General features: G+C 71.1%; 12 protein-coding genes and 1 pseudogene. 10 read left to right on the top strand and 3 right to left on the bottom strand.

The annotated features are described in order from the left end of the window. Window positions 1-208: 208 nt before the first annotated feature. Entirely contained in the window at window positions 209-844 is a 636-nt protein-coding gene (locus tag ACFWHU_RS09730; RefSeq protein ID WP_385791280.1) for a PH domain-containing protein, read from the bottom strand. Window positions 845-1,098: 254 nt separating this feature from the next. Here ACFWHU_RS09730 and ACFWHU_RS09725 point away from each other — a divergent pair, with 254 nt between their 5' ends. The 4 genes from ACFWHU_RS09725 (at window position 1,099) to ACFWHU_RS09710 (ending at window position 7,397) form a co-directional block, all read left to right on the top strand. Then, the gene (locus tag ACFWHU_RS09725) at window positions 1,099-3,972 is read left to right on the top strand and encodes a SpoIIE family protein phosphatase (protein WP_385791283.1); all 2,874 of its coding nucleotides are present in this window, start codon (window positions 1,099-1,101) and stop codon (window positions 3,970-3,972) included. 127 nt (window positions 3,973-4,099) lie between these two features. Then, on the top strand, window positions 4,100-5,077 hold the full coding sequence (deoC, locus tag ACFWHU_RS09720) for a deoxyribose-phosphate aldolase (RefSeq protein ID WP_385791285.1): 978 nt from the start codon (window positions 4,100-4,102) through the stop codon (window positions 5,075-5,077). A 6-nt stretch (window positions 5,078-5,083) separates the two neighbouring features. Beyond that, window positions 5,084-6,514 carry an aldehyde dehydrogenase family protein gene (locus tag ACFWHU_RS09715; protein ID WP_385791287.1) on the top strand — a complete coding sequence of 477 codons (1,431 nt, stop codon included), beginning with the start codon at window positions 5,084-5,086 and terminating at the stop codon, window positions 6,512-6,514. Next, window positions 6,507-7,397, top strand: a complete 891-nt coding sequence (locus ACFWHU_RS09710) for an aldehyde dehydrogenase family protein (protein WP_385791289.1) — start codon at window positions 6,507-6,509, stop codon at window positions 7,395-7,397. The genes ACFWHU_RS09715 and ACFWHU_RS09710 overlap by 8 nt, the downstream gene beginning before the upstream one ends. A 66-nt stretch (window positions 7,398-7,463) precedes the next feature. Here the strand turns inward: ACFWHU_RS09710 and ACFWHU_RS09705 are convergent, their stop codons facing one another. Beyond that, window positions 7,464-7,880 carry a hypothetical protein gene (locus ACFWHU_RS09705; protein ID WP_385791291.1) on the bottom strand — a complete coding sequence of 139 codons (417 nt, stop codon included), beginning with the start codon at window positions 7,878-7,880 and terminating at the stop codon, window positions 7,464-7,466. A 60-nt stretch (window positions 7,881-7,940) separates the two neighbouring features. Between ACFWHU_RS09705 and ACFWHU_RS09700 the strand changes: the two are divergent. Continuing rightward, window positions 7,941-8,683: pseudogene (locus tag ACFWHU_RS09700) on the top strand (uridine kinase). Window positions 8,684-8,879: 196 nt separating this feature from the next. Here the strand turns inward: ACFWHU_RS09700 and ACFWHU_RS09695 are convergent. Continuing rightward, window positions 8,880-9,659 carry a SigE family RNA polymerase sigma factor gene (locus ACFWHU_RS09695; protein ID WP_385791293.1) on the bottom strand — a complete coding sequence of 260 codons (780 nt, stop codon included), beginning with the start codon at window positions 9,657-9,659 and terminating at the stop codon, window positions 8,880-8,882. 193 nt (window positions 9,660-9,852) lie between these two features. Here ACFWHU_RS09695 and afsQ1 point away from each other — a divergent pair, with 193 nt between their 5' ends. The 5 genes from afsQ1 to ACFWHU_RS09670 all read left to right on the top strand — a co-directional run bounded on the left by afsQ1 (window position 9,853) and on the right by ACFWHU_RS09670 (window position 13,833). Further along, entirely contained in the window at window positions 9,853-10,530 is a 678-nt protein-coding gene (gene afsQ1 / locus ACFWHU_RS09690; RefSeq protein WP_023539102.1) for a two-component system response regulator AfsQ1, read from the top strand. Then, window positions 10,527-12,185, top strand: a complete 1,659-nt coding sequence (locus ACFWHU_RS09685) for an ATP-binding protein (protein WP_385791295.1) — start codon at window positions 10,527-10,529, stop codon at window positions 12,183-12,185. Before afsQ1 ends, ACFWHU_RS09685 begins: the two co-directional genes overlap by 4 nt. Continuing rightward, a complete protein-coding gene (locus tag ACFWHU_RS09680; RefSeq protein ID WP_387224540.1) occupies window positions 12,182-12,802 on the top strand; it encodes a hypothetical protein in 621 nt (206 codons plus the stop codon). The genes ACFWHU_RS09685 and ACFWHU_RS09680 overlap by 4 nt, the downstream gene beginning before the upstream one ends. A gap of 136 nt (window positions 12,803-12,938) precedes the next feature. Beyond that, on the top strand, window positions 12,939-13,538 hold the full coding sequence (locus tag ACFWHU_RS09675; RefSeq protein ID WP_387224539.1) for a VanZ family protein: 600 nt from the start codon (window positions 12,939-12,941) through the stop codon (window positions 13,536-13,538). A gap of 91 nt (window positions 13,539-13,629) precedes the next feature. Beyond that, complete coding sequence (locus tag ACFWHU_RS09670) at window positions 13,630-13,833, top strand: PspC domain-containing protein (RefSeq protein WP_385791301.1); 204 nt, start codon at window positions 13,630-13,632, stop codon at window positions 13,831-13,833. The last annotated feature ends 99 nt before the right edge of the window (window positions 13,834-13,932 follow it).

Below are 13,932 nucleotides of genomic sequence, written 5' to 3'. Positions count from 1 at the left end.
TCCATGCGCAGCCCGCCCGGCGGGCACTTCAAGCCGTCCGGCGATTGAGGACACCACCCACCGGCCCGCACACACCTCAGCCCGCCCGGCTGATATCTCCAGCCCGTCCGGCGATTGAGGACACGAGGGCCGGCACAATCAAGCCCGTCCGGCGATTGAGGACGAACCCGTCACCGGGTGGACCCCGGTGAAACCGACCCGCCCCGCCTCACCCCGTCGCGAGCAGCACCAGCAGGACCACCAGCCCCGCCAGCGCCGGTGCGATCACCTCGTACGCCCACCGCACCTGCGGCTCCCCCCGCGCGGTGTCGCGCGACGCGCAGCGCTCCGCCTGGTCGCGCAGCCCCGCGACCGTGTAATCCGCGTTCGCGGTCCGCTCGCGCGATTCGGTCACGTCCACGTTCACCGACGTCCTGCCGTGCGGGTCGTCGTGCGCGCTCTGCGACTGCCGGCGCGCGGCGCGCTTGCGCTTACGGAGCGAGACGGGCACCGCCCACAGCTGGTACTTCGCGCCGTCCTTGGTGAACACCTCGCTCGAATAACTGGCCCGCACATCGGCCACGGACGCCCACGGCAAGAGGATCGTGCGGAACGGGTTCCGGATCCTCAGCCGGTCGTCGTTGGCGAACACCGCGGGCCGGATGGTGAAGGCCACCACGAGCGGTACGGCGAGCAGCAGGGCCGCGAGCGCGAGCCACGGCGTCCTGCCGTGGCCCCGTACCAGCGCGTCGATCCCGATCCAGGCGCCGAGCGCGAGCAGCAGCACACCGCCCGCGATACCGGCGGGCGACCGGAAGACGCGCTCTGCGTAGGCAGGCTCGGGGGACTGATCGGGACTCGTCATGCTTTCGATTCTGCCGTACGCGCCGGCGGTCCCGAGCCAGTCCCCGGAGCCGGCCACCGGCCCGTACCGGGACCGGCCTCCCCGCCGCTTGCTCGCCCCGGACACGGTGCCGAGAGACAATGGTGCGGTACGGGCTCGTGGAAGGAACCCGGTCGATTGGCGGCGAGTGCATGACCGTGAACCCACGAAACGCACAAGGTCCGCGGCCGACGGGAGCTCGATCGGCGACAGATCGGTTGCGCATACTCGACGCGGTGGGCGAGGACGCGTCCGAGACGGAGGCCCTGCGCTGCGCGCTGCACCACGCGGTCGTCGGCCTCGGCGGACCGGGCGGGATGGTGCATCTGCGGAGCCTGTGGCAGGACACCGGGCTTCATATGATGCTCACCGACGGCCTGCCGCCGGCCGGTACGAAGCGCTGGCAGGACCTGTCCGGGAAGGACACGACGGTTCCGGCCCGCGCCGCGCGGAGCAGGGAGTACGTATGGCGCCCGGCGCCCGCTTTCGCCCAACAGCTGCCCTCCGAGCACCCCGGGTCCCCCGATGACGCGGCTCCGGACGTGCTCGCCGGCTGCGGCCTGGCCTCCGTACCACTGCTCGCGCCGACCGGGCCGCTCGGTCTGATGGGCGTGCTCTCCGTACTGACGCCCACCGCCGAGGAGCCGACCGCCGAGCAGCGTGCCTTCCTCGAGGAGGTGGGCCGCTGGGCGGCCGGGCATCTGGCCCGCTCTCTCGCGGCCCCGCGCGGCACGAACCCCGAGCTGTGGCCGGAGCCGCCGGACGGCTCCCGTCTGCAGCAGGCCCTCAAAGCCGTCAGAGTGGGCGCCTGGGACTGGAACATCCGGACGGGTGAGCTGCACTGGGACGAGGCGGCCATGACGGTCCTCGGCGTCGATCCGACCACCTTCGACAACCGGATCGAGACGTGGCTCGGTCTGGTCCATCCCGAGGATCTGCCGTGGGTGATGGTCGACACCGACGAGGCGATCCGCACCCGGAGTGTGTACGGCGTCGAGTACCGCGTGCGCCGCCCGGACGGGACGTCCGGCTGGGCCCAGGCACGCGCCCGGGTGATCCTCGGCGACGACGGGGAACCTCTCCACATGGTCGGCACCGTGTGGGACACGACGCAGACCCATGTCGCCCGCGAATCCGTGGACCACGCCCTGCGGCACATGAGCGACGGGTTCCTCGCGGTCGACACCGACTGGCGGGTCACTTTCATCAATATCGAGGCCAAGCGCGCACTCGGCTCCTCCTCCCACGAACTCATCGGCCGTGTTCTCTGGGACATCCCCTTCGCCCGCGAGCCCGGTCTCGAGGACCGCTGCCGGCAGGCCGTAGCGAATCACCAGCCGGTCGGCTTCGACGTACTGTCCCCGGCCAACCAGCGCTGGTACCACCTGCGTCTGGTCCCCGCCCCGGGAGGCCTGACCGTCTACCTCACCGACGTCACCGACAAGCGGGCACGCGAGGCCGAGCGCTCGGCCACGGAGCGGGCCGCCGCCGAACGGGCCGCCCGCATCGCCGAGTTGACCACGGCGCTCGCGGAGGCGCTCACCACCGAGGACGTCGTGAAGGCCGTCGCCCAGCACGTCATCCAGCCGTTCCGCGCCACCGGTCTGGTCGTCGTGGCCTTCGAAGGCGATCGCACCCGGCTGATCGGCTCCGTCGGATACGAGACCGCGGACCTCGAAAAAGTCCTCTCGTTCCCGCTCACCACGACCACACCCCTGTCGGACGTGCTCGACACCCGCGCCCCCCTGTTCGTCTCCTCCGTGGCGGAGATGAAGATGCGCTACCCCGCACTGGCCGATGTCCCCACCCCCGGACGTCAGGCGTGGGCCTTCCTGCCGCTGATCGCCTCGGGGCGGTCCACGGGCTGCTGCGTCATCTCCTTCGACAAGCCCCGGCTGCTCACCGACGAGGAGCGCACCCTGCTCGTCGCACTCAGCGGGCTCTTCGCGCAGGCCCTGGAGCGGGCCCGGCTGTACGACTCCGAGCACCAGCGGGCCAAGGAGCTCCAGCGCGGTCTGCTCCCCCGGCACCTGCCCTCGCCACCCGCCGCCACCGCCGCCGCCCGCTATCTGCCCTCCGACCGGCGCCTGGACGTCGGCGGTGACTGGTACGACCTGATACCGCTGTCGGCCGAGCGGGTCGCCCTCGTCATCGGTGACGTGATGGGGCACGGTCTGTCCGAGGCGGCGACCATGGGACGGCTGCGGACGGCCGTACGCACCCTCGCGGATCTCGAACTGCCGCCCGACGAGATACTCGGCCACCTCAACGGCATCGTCAGTGACCTCGGCGACGACTTCTACGCGACCTGCCTCTACGCGGTGTACGACCCCACCACTCACGTCTGCGTCTTCGCGAGCGCCGGCCATCTTCCGCCGGCCCTCGTCCACCCCGACCACACGGTGCGCGTTCCGGAGATCTCCCCCAACCCGCCTCTCGGCGCCGCTGTTCCGCCCTTCGACACCGTCGAGCTGGCGGTGCCCGAGGGCAGCCTGCTGGCACTGTTCACCGACGGGCTGCTGGAAGCCGCCGGCCGGGACATCGATCAGGGTATGGACGAGCTCGTCCGCGTGCTCACCTCCACCCTCCGCGCCGACGGCGACCTGAGCCTGGACCAGCTGTGCGACACCCTTGTCTCCGCGCTGCTGCCGGCCGGGGAACAGACCGCGGACGACGCCGTCCTGTTCATCGCCAGGCTGCGCCGGCTGGCCGACGACGACGTCGTCTCCTGGTCGCTGCCGCAGGATCCGGTCGCCGCGGGCCAGGCGCGGGAGCACATCCGTACCCAGCTCGACGTCTGGCACCTCGACGACCTCGCCATGACCACGGAACTGCTCGCCAGCGAGCTGGTCAGCAATGTCATACGGCACGCGCAGGGCCCGGTCAGGCTGCGGCTGCTGCGTGGCCGGACCCTGGTGTGCGAGGTCTCGGACGGCAGCCTCACCACACCGCACGTACGCCGGGCCTCCGCCACCGACGAGAGCGGGCGCGGACTGCAACTCGTGTCGGCCCTCGCACAGCGCTGGGGCGCCCGTTACACCGCGTCGGGCAAGTCCATCTGGACCGAGCAGACGCTGCCCGTCCCCCCGCCGACGGCGCCGGCTCCGTGATCGTTCACGGTGAGGGCGGTCAGATCGCGTCGAACCGGCGGGGCGAGCGGGAGATGTTCGTCCTGTGCCTGGATCCCACACCCCCTGTACATGCTGCTACGCGCGTAGATATGCTCATGTGGTGACCATGCCCACGACTGCACCCTCGCCCACAGGCTCCGCCGTGGGCGGTGCCCCCCTCGCTGACGTGACCGCGTCCGACAGCTCGCTGCGCCGGTTCCTCCACGGGCTGCCCGGCGTCGACGCCGTCGGCCTGGAGGCGCGCGCCGCATCGCTCGGTACGCGCTCGATCAAGACGACGGCCAAGGCGTACGCCATCGACCTGGCCATCTCGATGATCGACCTGACGACCCTCGAAGGCGCCGACACCTCCGGCAAGGTCCGGTCGCTCGCCGCCAAGGCGCTGCACCCGGACCCGACGGACCGCACCGTCCCGACGACCGCCGCGCTCTGCGTGTACCCGGACATGGTGGAGACCGCCGTCGCCGCACTCGCCGGGAGCGATGTGAAGGTCGCCTCGGTCGCGACCGCCTTCCCGGCCGGCCGCGCCGCCCTGGCGGTGAAGCTCGCCGACGTACGGGACGCCGTCGCCGCCGGTGCCGACGAGATCGACATGGTGATCGACCGCGGCGCGTTCCTCGCGGGCCACTACCTGAAGGTCTACGAGGAGATCGTGGCCGTGAAGGCCGAGTGCGGCACCGCCCGCCTCAAGGTCATCTTCGAGACCGGCGAACTGTCCACGTACGACAACATCCGCCGCGCCTCCTGGCTCGGCATGGTCGCCGGCGCGGACTTCATCAAGACGTCGACCGGCAAGGTCGCCGTCAACGCCACCCCGGCCAACACGCTGGTGCTGCTGGAGGCCGTACGCGACTTCCGGGCCCAGACCGGTGTCCAGGTGGGCGTGAAGCCCGCCGGCGGAATCCGTACCAGCAAGGACGCGATCAAGTTCCTCGTGCTGGTCAACGAGACCGTGGGCGAGGACTGGCTGGACAACCACTGGTTCCGCTTCGGCGCCTCCAGCCTCCTCAACGACCTGCTGATGCAGCGCCAGAAGCTGGCCACCGGCCGCTACTCCGGCCCCGACTACGTCACGGTGGACTGATACACGATGGCTTTCGAATACGCACCGGCCCCCGAGTCGCGCTCGGTCGTCGACATCGCGCCGAGCTACGGCCTGTTCATCGACGGCGAGTTCACCGACTCCGCCGACGGCAAGGTCTTCAAGACGGTCTCCCCCGCCACGGAGGAAGTCCTGTCCGAGGTCGCCCGGGCGGGCGCGGAGGACGTCGACCGGGCCGTGAAGGCGGCCCGCAAGGCATTCGCGAAGTGGTCGGCGCTGCCCGGCACCGAGCGCGCCAAGTACCTCTTCCGGATCGCCCGGATCATCCAGGAGCGCTCGCGCGAACTGGCCGTCCTGGAGACCCTCGACAACGGCAAGCCGATCCGCGAGACCCGCGACGCGGACCTCCCGCTGGTCGCCGCGCACTTCTTCTACTACGCGGGCTGGGCCGACAAGCTCGACCACGCCGGCTACGGGGCGAACCCGCGACCGCTGGGCGTCGCCGGCCAGGTCATCCCGTGGAACTTCCCGCTGCTGATGCTCGCGTGGAAGATCGCCCCGGCGCTCGCCACGGGCAACACGGTGGTCCTGAAGCCCGCCGAGACGACCCCGCTGAGCGCTCTGTTCTTCGCGGACATCTGCCGCCAGGCCGGTCTGCCGCGCGGCGTCGTCAACATCCTTCCCGGGTACGGCGACGCGGGCGCAGCCCTCGTCGAGCACGAGGACGTCAACAAGATCGCCTTCACGGGTTCGACCGCCGTCGGCAAGGCCATCGCCCGGCAGATCGCGGGCACGGACAAGAAGGTCACGCTCGAACTCGGCGGCAAGGGCGCCAACATCGTCTTCGACGACGCCCCGATCGACCAGGCCGTCGAGGGCATCGTCACCGGCATCTTCTTCAACCAGGGCCAGGTCTGTTGCGCCGGATCGCGGCTGCTGGTCCAGGAGTCGATCCAGGACGAGCTGCTGGACTCGCTCAAGCGCCGGCTGTCCACGCTGCGCATCGGCGACCCGCTGGACAAGAACACGGATCTCGGCGCCATCAACTCCGCCGAGCAGCTGGCCAGGATCAGGACACTGGCCGACGCGGGCGAGGCCGAGGGCGCCGAGCGCTGGTCGCCGGAGTGCGAACTCCCCTCGTCCGGCTACTGGTTCGCGCCGACCCTCTTCACCAACGTCACGCAGGCGCACACCGTCGCGCGCGACGAGATCTTCGGCCCGGTGCTCTCCGTACTGACGTTCCGCACGCCGGACGAGGCGGTCGCCAAGGCCAACAACACGCAGTACGGCCTCTCCGCCGGCATCTGGACGGAGAAGGGCTCCCGGATCCTCGCCGTCGCGAACAAGCTCCGCGCGGGCGTGGTGTGGGCCAACACGTTCAACAAGTTCGACCCGACCTCGCCCTTCGGCGGCTACAAGGAGTCGGGTCACGGCCGCGAGGGCGGTCGCCACGGCCTGGAGGCGTATCTCGATGTCTGAGTCCGAGCGACTGTCAGTCTTCAAGACCTACAAGCTGTACGTCGGGGGCAAGTTCCCCCGCTCCGAGAGCGGCCGGGTGTACGAGGTGAGCGACTCCAAGGGCAGGTGGCTGGCCAACGCGCCGAAGTCCTCCCGCAAGGACGCCCGTGACGCGGTCTCCGCCGCCCGCAAGGCGTTCGGCGGCTGGTCGGGCGCCACCGCGTACAACAGAGGCCAGGTGCTCTACCGCGTCGCCGAGATGCTGGAGGGCCGCCGCGAGCAGTTCACCGCCGAGGTGGCCGCCTCCGAGGGCATCTCGAAGGCGAAGGCGGCGGCCGTCGTGGCCGCGACCGTCGACCGCTGGGTCTGGTACGCGGGCTGGACGGACAAGATCGGCCAGGTCACGGGCGGTGCCAACCCGGTGGCGGGCCCCTTCTTCAACCTGTCCACGCCGGAGCCCACCGGTGTCGTGACGGTCCTCGCGCCACAGGACTCGTCGTTCCTCGGCCTGGTCTCGGTCCTCGCCCCGGTGATCGCCACCGGCAACACTGCGGTCGTCGTGGCGAGCGAGCGCTCGCCGCTGCCCGCCCTGTCCCTGGGCGAGGTGCTGGCCACCTCCGACGTGCCGGGCGGCGTCGTCAACATCCTCTCGGGCGGTACGGCGGAGCTGGCCGCCCCGCTCGCGGCGCACCAGGACGTCAACGGCATCGATCTGTACGGCGCCGACGAGACGCTGGCCAAGGAGCTGGAGATCGCGGCGGCGGACAATCTCAAGCGGGTGCTGCGCCCGTCGCCGGTGGACTTCTCCGCCGACCCCGGCATCGGGCGCCTGACGGCCTTCCTGGAGACGAAGACCGTCTGGCACCCGACGGGCAGTCTGGGCGCGTCGGGCTCCGGCTACTGATCCGTCCTCGATCGCCGGGCGGGCCCCACGCGGCCCACCCGGCGGCCGAGGCCTGCGTCGGCGCGCTCAGCCGGGCAGCAGCCCCGTCACCGGTCCGACCAGCGGCAGGTCCTGGAGACCGCCGCCCTGGGTGATCGAGTCCGTCACGACCGCCGTCGACAGCGGCTTGAAGTCGGCGATCTGCGTGCCCACCGCGTTGTCCAGCGGGTCAACACCCGTCTTGGCCAGCGGGTTGAGCTGAAGGCTCTTGACCGGCCCCAGGCTCCCGGCGAGGCTGTGGCCGACCGCGCCGGCGAGCCCCTCGCCGGCGGCCTTCCCGGCCTCGGCGAGCTCGCTGTCGGGGCCCGACGCGGGCACGGGCGCGGCCGGTGCCGCCTGCGCGGCGGCGCCGCCGAGCCCGATGACCGCGCCCGCCGCGGTGAACGTCAGCCCGGCGCGCAGCAGGGCGCGGCGCCGGGAGGTGGGAGCTGAGTGACGTGCCATGGGATTCCTGCCTGGGCGAGGGAGTCGAGTAATGGGAATGACACGCACAGTAGTTGAGATGTGACGCTCGATACCAACACCGCAGGCGGGGGTCCCCTGGGCGGGTGTATGCCTCACACTGGTGTCCCGTGAGTCCCCACCGAACCGCCTCCGCGCGCGTCGTCCTGCTCGCGGGCCCCTCCGGCTCCGGCAAGTCGTCGCTCGCCGCCCGCGCGGGCCTGCCCGTGCTCCGTCTCGACGACTTCTACAAAGAGGGCGACGACCCGACGCTGCCGCTGGTCGCGGGCAGTACGGACATCGACTGGGACTCCGCGCTGTCCTGGGACGCGGACGCGGCGGTCGCCGCGATCCTGGAGCTGTGCCGTACGGGCCGTACGACCGTCCCGGTCTACTCGATCGCCACCAGCTCCCGTGTCGACCAGGAGGAGCTGGACATCGGGCGTACCCAACTGTTCATCGCCGAGGGCATCTTCGCGGCCGATGTCGTCGCGCGCTGCGAGGAGTTGGGTGTACTGGCCGACGCGCTCTGTCTGCGGGGCCGCCCCTCGACGACGTTCCGCCGCAGGCTGGTGCGGGATCTGCGCGAGGGCCGCAAGTCGGTGGCGTTCCTGTTGCGGCGCGGCTGGCGGCTGATGCGCGCGGAGCGCGGCATCGTCTGCCGTCAGACGGCGCTGGGTGCGCATCCCTGCGCGAAGGCGGAGGCGCTCGGGCGGATCGCCAACGCCGCGGCGGGCAGCACCCGGCCGCGTACGGCGACGGCGGACCCGTCCGTGCCCGTCCGTCCGGCGAACACCGGGCGCTGAGCGCCCGGCCCACCTCGCGGGCCGGGACGGACGACGAAAAAGTCCTCTTGAACGCGCGAAGACCGGACAGGCCCCCCAGCCTGTCCGGTCCTGCTCGGTGCACCCCCGTGCCCCCAACCCCCGTGCTGTTCCTGCCGTCTCCCCCGAAACGGCAGCCCCTCCCCCGGTCCCCCCGGGTCCTGCTCCCCCGCCGCCTTCAGGCCACCAGCTCGCCGAAGGACTCTTCCTCGTCACGTCCGAAGCTGAGGACCTCGTCCTCGCGCAGCCGGCGGAGCGACCGCCAGATGCTCGACTTCACCGTGCCGACACTGATGTTGAGGATGTCCGCGATCTCGGGATCGGTGCGGCCCTCGTAGTAACGCAGCACCAGCATCGTGCGCTGCGTCTCGGGAAGGCGCGAAAGCGCCTGCCAGAGCACCGTGCGCAGCTCCGTGCCGCGCATCGCGTCGGTGTCGCCGGCCGTCTCCGGCAGCTCCTCCGTCGGGTACTCGTTGAGCTTGCGCCTGCGCCACGCGCTGATGTGCAGGTTGGTCATCGTGCGGCGGAGATAGCCGCCGACGGCCGCCTTGTCGCTGATCCGGTCCCAGGCGCGGTACGTGGAGAAGAGCGCGCTCTGGAGCAGGTCCTCCGCCTCGAAGCGGTCGCCGGTCAGGTGGTAGGCGGTCGCGTACAGAGAGGCCCGGCGCTCCTGGACGTAGGCCGTGAACGCCGTCTCGGCGTCCGTGGCCTCCGTCACCTGGGTGCGCTCCCCCGTGGCCTCTCTGTACGCCGCGCCCTCGTTCCCCCGTGCCTCGGCGTTGTCCGCCGTGGGCCTGCGCGCCGCCTCGACCACCGCGATGTACGGCGGTCGGTGCTGACGCCCGGCGCCGCGAACGCACCCCCGCCCGTTCACGGCGCCGGACTTCTCGGTGCTCCGTGCGACGTCGTGGAGACGCGTGATTACTGCGCTTGAGGTCGTGCTGTGCAGTGAGTTCATCTCGCGCCCCCCGTCGGCTGGAGTCTGCTTGTTTCCTTCTGACAATGAGATTGCCGGGCCAGTTTCATGGGCCTGTCCGCCGACTGTCACAGGCCTGTCACAGGGGTTCTGGATCATGGCGGGAGATGTGGTGGAACTGTGGGAGCGCTCCGACTGTCGAACTGTGGTCCCCCCATGGGCCAGAATGACCTCTGTGCCTTTCCTGTTGCTGATCGAGGACGACGACGCCATCCGCACGGCCCTCGAACTCTCGTTGTCACGCCAGGGCCACCGAGTGGCCACTGCGGCGACGGGAGAGGACGGCCTGAATCTGCTGCGAGAACAGCGGCCAGACCTGATCGTTCTGGATGTGATGCTGCCCGGTATTGACGGTTTCGAGGTCTGCCGCCGTATCAGGCGGACCGACCAGTTGCCGATCATTCTGCTGACCGCACGCAGTGACGACATCGATGTGGTCGTCGGACTGGAATCCGGTGCGGACGACTACGTGGTCAAGCCCGTGCAGGGCCGGGTGCTCGACGCCCGTATCCGGGCCGTACTGCGGCGCGGGGAACGGGAGTCGACCGATTCGGCGACCTTCGGCAGCCTGGTCATCGACCGTTCCGCGATGACCGTCACGAAGAACGGTGACGACCTCCAGCTCACACCCACCGAGCTGAGGCTGCTCCTGGAGCTGAGCCGGCGGCCCGGACAGGCGCTGTCCCGGCAGCAGTTGCTGCGTCTGGTGTGGGAGCACGACTATCTGGGCGACTCACGGCTGGTCGACGCCTGTGTGCAGCGGCTGCGCGCGAAGGTCGAGGACGTTCCGTCGTCGCCGACGCTGATCCGTACGGTACGAGGCGTGGGATACCGGCTGGACGCGCCTTCGTGAGCGGCGGGGAACCCACGGCCGACAGGTTCACCGACGGGGCGGACCGACCGGGCGGCCCGGACGGCGCCGACGGCTCCGACGGGGAGGCGGCGGACGGAACGACCGGGCAAAGTACGCGCAAGAGGGCGTTTCTCGCCGGGCTGCGCTGGACGAGTCTGCGGCTGCGGCTGGTCGTCGTCTTCGGCGCCGTCGCGCTGACCGCCGCCGTCTCGGCGTCGGGGATCGCGTACTGGCTGAACCGCGAGTCGGTGCTCTCCCGTACGCAGACGGCCGCGCTCAAAGAGTTCAAGCAGGAGATGCGGGACAAGGCCGCCCGGTTGCCACTGCGGCCGACCCAGCCCGAGCTGGAGTACACGGCGCGGCAGATGGCCGACGGCGGCTCCGGGTTCAGTGTGCTGCTGATCGGTGAGCGCGCCGAGGACAAGCCGGTGGCCGGGGTCTCCGACCAGGACTCGTTCACGCTGGACGACGTGCCCCAGTCGCTGCGGACCGCGGTGAACGACCGGCAGAAGGTCACGTCGGGCAACTCCTCGCCGTACCACGTCTTCTGGCAGCGCACGCAGCGCGGCGGGACGCCGTACCTGGTCGGCGGCACCCGCATCGTCGGCGGCGGGCCGACCGGTTATGTCTTCCTCTCGCTGGAACAGGAGCGGGAGGATCTCAACGCGCTGGCGTGGTCGCTGGCGATCGCGACGGGCCTGGCGCTCATCGGGTCCGCGCTGCTCGCGCAGGCGGCGGCCACGACCGTACTGAAGCCGGTGCAGCGGCTCGGTGACGCGGCGCGGCGGCTCGGCGAGGGCAAGCTCGACACCCGGCTGCGGGTGACGGGGACGGACGAACTGGCCGATCTGTCAAGGACGTTCAACAACGCCGCCGCCTCCCTCCAGAAGAAGATCGACGACATGAGCGCGCGTGAGGAGTCGAGCCGCCGCTTCGTCGCCGACATGTCGCACGAGCTGCGCACCCCGCTGACGGCGCTGACGGCGGTGACCGAGGTGCTGGAGGACGAGGCGGACACCCTCGACCCGATGATCAAGCCCGCCGTGACGCTGGTCGTGAGCGAGACCCGCAGGCTCAACGACCTGGTGGAGAACCTGATGGAGGTGACCCGCTTCGACGCGGGCACCGCCCGGCTCGTCCTCGACGACGTCGACGTCGCCGACCAGGTCACGGCCTGTATCGACGCGCGGGCCTGGCTGGACGCGGTGGAGCTGGACGCCGAGCGCGGCATGATGGCCCGCCTCGATCCGCGTCGGCTCGATGTGATCCTGGCGAATCTGATCGGCAACGCGCTCAAGCACGGCGGTTCGCCGGTGCGGGTGTCCGTGCGCACGGTCGGCCAGGAGCTGGTCATCGAGGTACGGGACAACGGGCCGGGCATTCCGCAGGACGTACTGCCGCACGTCTTCGACCGCTTCTACAAGGCGAGCGCGTCACGGCCGCGGTCCGAGGGCAGCGGTCTGGGTCTCTCCATCGCGATGGAGAACGCGCACATCCACGGAGGCGACATCACCGCGGCCAACGCCCCCGACGGCGGCGCGGTCTTCGTCCTGCGGCTGCCGCACGAGATATCCGAGGACCCCTCCGAGGGTTTCGCGGAAGGCTTCGACAACGGGCACGGGCACGGACGGGGAGAGGGAGGCGGGGCGCAGTGAGGCCTGGAACACCGGCAGGCCGGTCTCTCGCCGTACTCGCCGGCGCGCTCGCGCTGGCGGGCCTCGCGACGGGCTGCGGCATCAGGACGACGACGGTGCCGGTGAACGCGGGCGCCGCGCCCTCACGGGTGGCGTGCGAGGTGTCGGAGGGGAATCTGACCACCCAGGCGCAGCCGGGGGTGGCGGTCAGGGTCTATCTGGTGTGCGCGTCCGAGCTCACGCCGGTGGAGCGCGCCGCGTCCATCCCGGCCGAGAAGGCGCTCGGCGACCGCGTACAGGTGGCACAGGCGCTCCTGGACGAGCTGGCGGAGGAGCCGTCGCCCACGGAGCGGGACGCGGGCTTCGAGTCGTACGTACGGGGGCCCCTGACGGTCTCCGGGGCGCGCGCGGGCGATCCGCTGGGCACGCTGCGGCTGAACCGCCAGCCGGAGGATCTGCCGACGGCCGCGCTGGCGCAGATCGTGTGCACGCTCATCGAGGGCGCGGCGACGGACGGTTCGGTGGTGCTGGGCGGGCCGGGGGCGTACGGCGCGCGCGGGTACCGGTGCGACGACGACACCAAGCGCAGCCCCGAGTCGGCCCTGCCGACGACGGGTCCGCTGCCGTCCGCTTCCTGAGGAGGCGGGCCCGGCGGGGCAGGAGGCGGCCGGTGTACGGGGTCGGCCGCCGCCTTCCGGGTGACCCCCGTCTCACGTGGCCCTCCATTTGGAACTGCCCGGAACCGTTCCCGGCGGAAGCCGCGTCTTGGGGTTCGTGCAGCGCCAAGGTCCGGGCGGCAGTGCCGCTTTCCATTTCCGCGTGGCGGGGGTCGTCCTCCTCCTCGTGCATCTGCTGCTCGTCGCGTGGCTGACGTTGCGCCCGCTGGACGTGGTGTGGGTGACCGCGGCGAACTTCGAGCCGCTCGCGGGTATCAGAGCCGATCTCGCGCTCGGGCCGCTCCAGGCCGTCCGGCGGATCGGCGAAGGGCTTCTGCTGCTGGCCCCTCTCGGGGTTCTCCTCCCCATGGCGGGGGGCAGACTGACCGTCTCCCCCCTGGCCTCGCTGACCCGCACGATGGCCGCCGGGGCGTTCATCTCGCTGGGCATCGAACTGCTCCAGACCGGGGTCCCCGGGCAGGTCGTCGACGTGGACTCGCTGCTGCTCAACACGGCCGGGGTGGGGATCGCGCATCTGCTGTTCGTCCCGGCGGGCCGGGCGAGGCTGCGGCGTCGGCGCGGTCGCGGACGGAAGCCGGCCCCGGCGCCGGCCCCCCGTGAGGCGGACACCGAGCCCCCGCGCGCCCTGCGGGAGAGGGCTCCTCAGGGGACTCAGGGGACGACCCCGACGATTACCAGGGTCGGCATCGCCCCGTAGAGCGACGCTTTGTCCTACCGGTCCGGGGCACCATCGAGTCATCGGGAGCACACAGAGAGGCTCCCTCGACGGACTCGCAAAGGAGCCCATCATGTCCGCGATTGCCCGCCCGAGTCAGGGACGCATGATCGGTGGAGTGTGCGCGGCGCTGGCACGGCGCTTCGGCACCTCCGCGAACACGATGCGTGTGATCTTCCTGGTCTCGTGCCTGCTGCCCGGCCCGCAGTTCCTGCTCTACCTCGCGCTGTGGGTGTTCCTGCCGAGCGAGAAGCGCGCGGCGGACACGGCTTGGTAGGGGGCTCGACCACCGGGCGGGCTCAATGAGCCCGCCCGGCGATTGCGGGCACAGCACATGGCCCGCCCGGCGCTTGAGGGCAGAACACCGCGCCCGCCC

The organism is Streptomyces sp. NPDC060366 (assembly GCF_042725135.1).
In the GTDB taxonomy this organism is placed as follows: Bacteria; Actinomycetota; Actinomycetes; order Streptomycetales; family Streptomycetaceae; genus Streptomyces.
This window is presented reverse-complemented; position numbering and strand designations above follow the sequence as displayed.

Bases quoted from the DNA above. Each gene is read 5' to 3' on its own strand.
- ACFWHU_RS09730 (WP_385791280.1), bottom strand. From the start codon at position 844: ATGACGAGTCCCGATCAGTCCCCCGAGCCTGCCTACGCAGAGCGCGTC.
- deoC (WP_385791285.1), top strand. From the start codon at position 4,100: ATGCCCACGACTGCACCCTCGCCCACAGGCTCCGCCGTGGGCGGTGCC.
- ACFWHU_RS09715 (WP_385791287.1), top strand. From the start codon at position 5,084: ATGGCTTTCGAATACGCACCGGCCCCCGAGTCGCGCTCGGTCGTCGAC.
- ACFWHU_RS09710 (WP_385791289.1), top strand. From the start codon at position 6,507: ATGTCTGAGTCCGAGCGACTGTCAGTCTTCAAGACCTACAAGCTGTAC.
- ACFWHU_RS09705 (WP_385791291.1), bottom strand. From the start codon at position 7,880: ATGGCACGTCACTCAGCTCCCACCTCCCGGCGCCGCGCCCTGCTGCGC.
- ACFWHU_RS09695 (WP_385791293.1), bottom strand. From the start codon at position 9,659: ATGAACTCACTGCACAGCACGACCTCAAGCGCAGTAATCACGCGTCTC.
- ACFWHU_RS09670 (WP_385791301.1), top strand. From the start codon at position 13,630: ATGTCCGCGATTGCCCGCCCGAGTCAGGGACGCATGATCGGTGGAGTG.